This window comes from Winogradskyella sp., assembly GCF_025210595.1.
Classification (GTDB): domain Bacteria; phylum Bacteroidota; class Bacteroidia; order Flavobacteriales; family Flavobacteriaceae; genus Winogradskyella.
On record NZ_JAOARH010000089.1, the window covers coordinates 1 to 7,110 of the forward strand.

The 7,110-nt window shown below is 31.2% G+C and carries 6 protein-coding genes; 3 read left to right on the forward strand and 3 right to left on the reverse strand.

What is annotated here, in order from left to right; all coding sequences use genetic code 11:
* Both N4A42_RS09440 and N4A42_RS09445 read left to right on the forward strand, forming a co-directional pair.
* Positions 1–578 (forward strand): T9SS type A sorting domain-containing protein (locus N4A42_RS09440; RefSeq protein ID WP_294073255.1); only part of this gene is annotated, 578 nt, incomplete at its 5' end.
* A 140-nt stretch (positions 579–718) separates the two neighbouring features.
* Entirely contained in the window at positions 719–2,272 is a 1,554-nt protein-coding gene (locus N4A42_RS09445; protein ID WP_294073257.1) for an FMN-binding glutamate synthase family protein, read from the forward strand.
* A 131-nt stretch (positions 2,273–2,403) separates the two neighbouring features.
* Here the strand turns inward: N4A42_RS09445 and N4A42_RS09450 are convergent, their stop codons facing one another.
* On the reverse strand, positions 2,404–3,135 hold the full coding sequence (locus tag N4A42_RS09450; RefSeq protein WP_294073259.1) for an SDR family oxidoreductase: 732 nt from the start codon (positions 3,133–3,135) through the stop codon (positions 2,404–2,406).
* Positions 3,136–3,246: 111 nt separating this feature from the next.
* On the opposite strand from N4A42_RS09450, the gene N4A42_RS09455 reads away from it, so the two are divergent.
* Complete coding sequence (locus N4A42_RS09455; protein WP_294073261.1) at positions 3,247–4,092, forward strand: LysR family transcriptional regulator; 846 nt, start codon at positions 3,247–3,249, stop codon at positions 4,090–4,092.
* A gap of 6 nt (positions 4,093–4,098) precedes the next feature.
* Here N4A42_RS09455 and N4A42_RS09460 read toward each other — a convergent pair whose 3' ends face one another.
* Positions 4,099–4,839 (reverse strand): LytTR family DNA-binding domain-containing protein, encoded by a 741-nt coding sequence (locus N4A42_RS09460; RefSeq protein WP_294073263.1) that lies wholly within the window; start codon positions 4,837–4,839, stop codon positions 4,099–4,101.
* The coding region (locus tag N4A42_RS09465) for a histidine kinase (protein WP_294073265.1) at positions 4,839–7,110 on the reverse strand (2,272 nt) is incomplete at its 5' end. The genes N4A42_RS09465 and N4A42_RS09460, both read right to left, overlap by 1 nt.

The following is a 7,110-nucleotide window of genomic DNA, read 5'->3' on the forward strand; positions in this document are numbered from 1 at the left end:
CTGATGAGCTATTATATGATTTTAATTTAAATGTTTCAGATGAAATTGTATTAGGAGATGATAAAACTTACACCGTAACTTCAGTAACTGACATAAATGTTATTAATGGCGTTAGAAAACGTATACATTTGGTTCATTTTATTGGCACTTTTGCCGCCAATAGCGAAACTTGGATTGAAGGTGTTGGAAGCTCTTCCCATCCATTAAAACCAAATTATGAACTAATTTTTTCAGACCCACATCTTTACCTTACCTGCAGTGCTCAAAATGGTGAAAACGTCTACAATCATGCAATTGCCAATGGCTCTTCTACACCAACAGATTGCTCTATGCTATTAAATGTAAATGAGTCAACATACGAAGCAGGTATAGATATCTACCCAAATCCTGCTTCAGATTTTATAAAACTAAAGCAATTAAAAAGCCTCAAAGAATATAGAATTTATAATATTCTTGGTGCAGAAGTATTAAAAGGAACTATTTCACCTAATGAAGTTATAAATATTTCAGAGCTTAAAAACGGATTATACTTTTTAAAAGTGGAGAAATACAACTCTTTAAAGTTTATTAAATCATAAATTAAAACTTTTTTTCACTCATACTACACCTTTTCTATTATCATATTTATTCCATTTATACATAACAAAAGACATATTATATTTACTAATTATTTATAGAGATTTTCAATATCTTAGATTAAAATTATTAGAATTTATTTATGGATTCCATATTAGAGTTTTTTAGTAGCACACCTTGGTGGATGTGGCTATTAATTGCCTTAGCTTTAGTTGCTATTAGAGATGTTTTTTTTCAGAAAAAGCATACGATTAGTCACAACTTTCCTATTGTTGGTCATTTACGTTACCTATTAGAAAGTATTGGTCCAGAAATGCGTCAATATTTTGTAGCTAACAATAGAGAAGAATTACCTTTTAATCGTATAGAGCGTGGTTGGATTTATGCTTCCGCTAAAAAAGAAAACAACTACGAAGGTTTTGGTACTGATAGAGACATATACACACATCAGCATATTTTTATAAATAATGCAATGCTACCCTATAAACTTGCTGACAATCATCCCAATTCGATTGATAAAACCTTTTTACCATGTGCTAAAGTTATTGGCGAATACAACAAAAGAAAACGTCCTTATCGTCCTGCATCAGTAATCAATGTGTCTGCAATGAGTTTTGGATCCTTATCTGCTAAAGCTATTGAGTCTTTAAATAAAGGTGTAGAAATTGCAGATGCTTATCATAATACTGGTGAAGGAGGTTTATCTCCTTATCACAGTAATGGTGGTGATGTGGTATTTCACTTTGGAACGGGTTATTTTGGTGTCCGTGGTGAAGATGGAAACTTTTCTATGGAAAAGATGAAAGCTTTAGTAGAACAAAATCCATTTATCAGAGCAATTGAAGTCAAATTATCTCAAGGTGCGAAACCGGGAAAAGGTGGCGTTTTACCTGGAAAGAAAATCACAAAACAAATTGCAGAAATTCGTGGTGTAGAAGTTGGAAAAGATGTCCTCTCTCCTCCTAACCATTCTGCATTTTCTAATATCAAAGAAATGGTAGATTTTATTGAAGCCATTGCTGAAGAAACAGGATTACCTGTTGGAATAAAAGCTGCCATTGGAAAACTAGACCAATGGAAAGAACTTGCAGAGATCATGAAATCTACAGGAAAAGGTCCTGATTTTATTACTGTAGATGGTGGTGAAGGTGGAACTGGTGCTGCACCTCCTAGTTTTGCAGACCATGTGTCTTTACCTTGGGTCTATGGTTTTGCAGATCTGTACAAACTATTCAAAGAAAATGGTCTCGCTGAACGTATAGTCTTTATTGGAAGTGGAAAGTTAGGCTTTCCAGCAAAAGCTGCAATGGCTTTCGCTATGGGAGTTGACTGTATTAACGTAGCACGTGAAGCAATGATGAGTATTGGTTGTATCCAAGCACAAATATGCCATACCAATCGTTGTCCTGCAGGAATTGCAACTCAAAGTAAATGGAAGCAAAACGGAATCAATGTACCTTTAAAATCGGAACGTTTAGCTCAGTATTTTAAAACTTTTAAGAAAGAACTGGTTGAAATCACACATGCTGCTGGTTATGAGCATCCTTGTCAATTTAAAATGAGTGATATTGAGGTTAATGTAGATGATCATAATCTAAGCAAGGAACTTGATCGCACTTATAAATACATTAAAGCTCCTGTTCCTTTTTCAGGTATGCAATCGCTTAAAGATTGTGAACATCTGGGTGGAAAATAAAATTAATACAAAAACTAAAAATTGTCAGACTGAGCTTGTCGAAATCATTTTTAAAGATCAATAATCTAAAATTTCAACAAGCTCAATTTGACAAAGCAACTTATTTTTTCAAATAGTTTCTTCTTTAAGTTTTAAGCGTCTTGCATTGTATCCGTTATAATGATTTCTCTTAAAGACACGCCTTGTGGAAGCTCGTAAGCATATTTAATAGTTTGCGCAACATCAGCAGCTGTAATGCTCACCGCACCTACAGATGTTTTCCATTCGTTATAACCATCAATAATATTTTGATTTGTTGTATGTCCTAAAAGTTCTGTAGTTACTGCTCCAGGCATTATAGACAACACACGAACATTGTAAGGCGACATTTCTCCACGAGCAACTCGTGTTAAACCTGTAACACCAAACTTACTTGCACAATACGCACCATGGTTACCAAAAGGTTGAACTCCTGCTATAGATGACACATTAATGATGGTTCCGCTTCGTCTTTCTTTCATATCATTCATAACGATTTGCATCCCATTCATCACACCCATAACATTAACATCCAACATCGTTTTCCATTCTTGAGCATCTTGAGTAGCAATATCTCCTAAGAGCATTACTCCAGCGTTATTAATCATTAAATCTGTTTTACCGTAAACTTCTTCTGCCTCTCTTACTGCAGCTTCAAAACTTTCTTTATTGATAACATCTACTTTTCTACACATTGTATTTGGCAACTCCAAAGCTTCCATCTTTTCAATTCTTCGTGCTAATAAAAGCAATGGATAACCTTCTTTAGCAAATGCTTTTGCCATTTCTAAACCAAATCCTGAACTTGCTCCAGTGATGACTATAAGTTTATTATTAGTTTTCATTATAATAAGCATTTAAAACATTAAGCTTCAATATTGAAGACTCTACAAAGGTACTTCGTATATTTGTTGCTTTAAAATACTATTTTCTCATACCTATTATAACAAATACTTATGGATGAAAGATTGTTACGATTTTTTGTTGCGGTTTACGAAGAAAAAAACCTTTCTCGAGCAGCAGAAAAGTGTTTTGTATCTCAACCAAACATTTCGAATGGACTAAAACAATTGGAAGACATTGTTGGAAAAGAATTATTCATTAGACATAAACGTGGTGTAGATATTAAGGAAGATGCGCATTATTTATACCCTATTGCTAAACGGATTTTAGGTGAATTAAATGCTATTCCTAAAATGTTTGAAGCTCAAAATTTTAAACAAAAAATTATCATAGGAATTGCAGATAGCCTACCTCAAAGTTTTAAAAATGCGTTTTTCACTGAAGCATCTCAACTCCTAAACAACATCGAATGGGACATTAGACCTATTGGACGCGATTGTGATTTGAATCTATTAATTAGAGAATGGAAATTTGAAGAGCATCTTTTTTTACCACTTATAAAAGAAGACTATGTCCTCTGTATTCCAGAGCATCATCCACTTTCTCAAAAAGAATGTATTGAAATTTCAGACTTAAGTGGCGAACCCTTTATTCACTGTCCTCCTTGTGAAGCTCACCAACAAAGCTTATCAATTTTAAATAACTCTGGCGAAACTTGGAATACTGTTGCGAATTGCCAAAATAAAAATGAAGTATTGACTTTACTGATGTCTGGATTAGGCATTAGTTTTTTACCTGAGTTTTTTGTTAGCGGTTGGGCTGGCTTTAAAATCAAACCTTATAATGGCCCTAAATACTTTAGAGAAATTGGTATTTCCTATGCTCAAAAAAGCTTTAAGAATCCAAATATTGAAATCTTAATTCATCATTTTTCTAATCACACTCTTAATATCACTTGAGACATATTAGCTAAATAACTCCAAGAATGCTTTTCTATTAGTTTTAGAAATTGGCACTCTATAATCGGAATCCAAGACAATGTATCCTTCATTTTCAAAATGACGTACACGCTCTAAGTTAACGATATGAGACTTATGACATTTGAAGAATTTTGAACTCAGCAATTTTTCGAATTTTCCTAAATTATAAGAGCTTGTTAATGTGATCTTATCTATGAGATGAATCCTTGTATAACCTTCATAACCTTCTAAGTGCATGACTTCCTCTTCTGGTATGAATGACACACCTTTTGCTGTTGGTACAATGACTTTATTTTTCTTAAAAATATTTTCAGATAGTAATTCAACTAATTTAGCATTAGAATCTTGATTGAGCTCTAAAGAAATGTTTTTTAAAGCTTTATTTACAGCTTCTTTTAAGTCGTCATTATCAATAGGTTTTAATATATAATCTACAGCAGATTTCTTAAAGGCTTCAATGGCATATTCGCTATAAGCTGTCACAAAAATAACTTGAAAGTTGACAACTCTTAACTTCGACAACAACTCAAAACCATTCATTCTAGGCATTTCAATATCCAAAAACAATAGCTCTGGCGCTTCACTTTCGATGCTTGAAATAGCCTCTTCAGGAATCTGAAACTTACTAGCTATCTCTAGTTGTGGAAATAACTTATTTAATTTCTTTTCTAACCCCTTTAAGTTAGAAATTTCATCATCTACAAGTATCGCTTTGATTGTCTTCATTAATTCAATTTCGTTATAGTAAATATAGCTTGATTTCCTTTATCCTTTGCTTCCATATGTAACACCTTATTTTCAAATGCAATTTTCCAATTTTGAGTTTGATTCAAGAATTTCAATCTATCTTCTATAACATTTGAAGAAGTATGTTGTTTTGGTTTGGAATTGGTATTTTCAAAACCTACACCATCATCACTAACGTTTACAACAAAAGTATTTTCATCTTTATACTGAAAATCAAGCACAACTAGTCCATTATCTATCTTATTAAACACACCATGATTTACTGCATTTTCAACAATAGGCTGCAATAACATGGTTGGAATTTTAGTCTGATTTAGATTAAGATCTTCGTCTACTTTAATTTGAAAATCCAACTTTTCTCTAAACCTTAATTTTTCAATTTCTAAATAACTATTTAGCAATTTAATTTCTTCCTTTAAAGTAATTTCATTCTCTTTTGAGAGTTCAAAAAATTGCCGAATAAGCTTTGAAAATTTGACCAAATAACGCTCTGAAGCCTCATAATCATTATCATTAATATAATACTGAATAGCCGCTAAGGAATTAAACACAAAGTGTGGATTCATCTGAGAACGTAAGGCTCTAAGTTGAATTTCGGATAATTGTTTTTCTTGTATAAGCTTTAAATCTTTTCGTTTTTGAATACGCTTACTCAACAACCAAACACTAGATAATATAAGTACAGAAATTAAAAATCCTGCTCCAATTCTAAATCCTAAAGTTTGCCACCACAAAGGCTTAATAGTGAACATAAATGATTTTTCAATACCATTTTTTGAAACTACAAATTCATAGTCATTAGGTTCTAAATCATTAAAATTTACGGTTGATGTTAAAGCCGTTTTCCAATCTTTATGATTTGGCAACAATTTATAATCAAACGTTTCATTATTATTTTCTGAAAAATCAATTGTAGAAATTGAAATATTTATGCTATTATCAGATTCATACATTTTGATTGAACCTTCAGAAAGCGTTTCAGAATTATACAAAACCTCGTCTAAATAAATATCTAAAAACGAAGATTGATATTCCTTATTTTTAGGTAAACTTACTAATCCATTATCTGTAGCTACAAACAGTTTATCATCAAAAACCGCAATAGTATTGACGTTATTTATTGGTAACCCATTCTTTGTATTTATTATTGATTTTAAAACATAATCTTTATCAGTTTTCTCATAATATAAAACACCTTTATTAGTTGCTAACCAAATTGCATCAGCTTCAATAAATGCATCTTGTACACTTAAATATTCTGTACCTTTTAATGGTTTTAGTTCAGTATTCGTTGCAATATAAGATCCAAATCCATCTGTATTAATTAAATACTGAGAGTTGGAAAGCTGCTCAAGATTTAAAACTGACTTATTAAGAAGCTCATTATAATTTTTAGATACAAATTCTCCATTTTCAAAAACCTTTAAGCCATTAGTTGTTGCTATAAACAATTTATCATTAAAAGACAGTACATCATTGGTTCCTTTTTGCGGAAATTCATTTTTAATATCAAAGTTTTCTTCATCTATATGATACAATCCAAAGGCAAATAAACCATACAATTTATTATCATGATATATTAGTTTTCGTGCTTTATCATTATTATTTGAATTGGTATTTGTATAATCGTATCTAAGCAAAGGTTTTCCATTTATTTCTGAATATGCATTACCTTGAGATAAATAATAAATTGTATTTAAAACTTCAACATATTGTGTTCTATACTTGTACCCTTTTAATTTTAATATCGAATCATAATTCAAATTCTCTGAGTCATATTTATAGAATCCATCATCATAGACACTAACATACAATTCTTTATCAATGATATCTAAAGACTGTACTTTTTGACCTAAAAATGAATATTTAGCATCTCTTTTATTATATGGAATTTTAAAAACTCCATTATTGAAAGTAGCACACCAAATGTTCTTTGATTTATCTATAAGTCCAAAATGTGCATTAAAGGTCTCTGGAAAGAAAAAAGGACTTTTAACATTAAATTTTTCGTCCAAATAACCAACAAATCCTTCTCCCGAAATCTGAAATTCATCATTAACTTTATTAATCCTTGCATGTTTAACCTTATCAAAGCCCAATTGATTCTTAAATGGTCTACGAAGCAATTTTAAGCTATTTAAATTAAGAATATAATACCCTTTAGAGTTTATGATATAATATAAACTATCTGAAAGATGACCTCTTTTTTTATTCAGTATAAAATCTTCTGCTTCAAATTCTGCCATAATC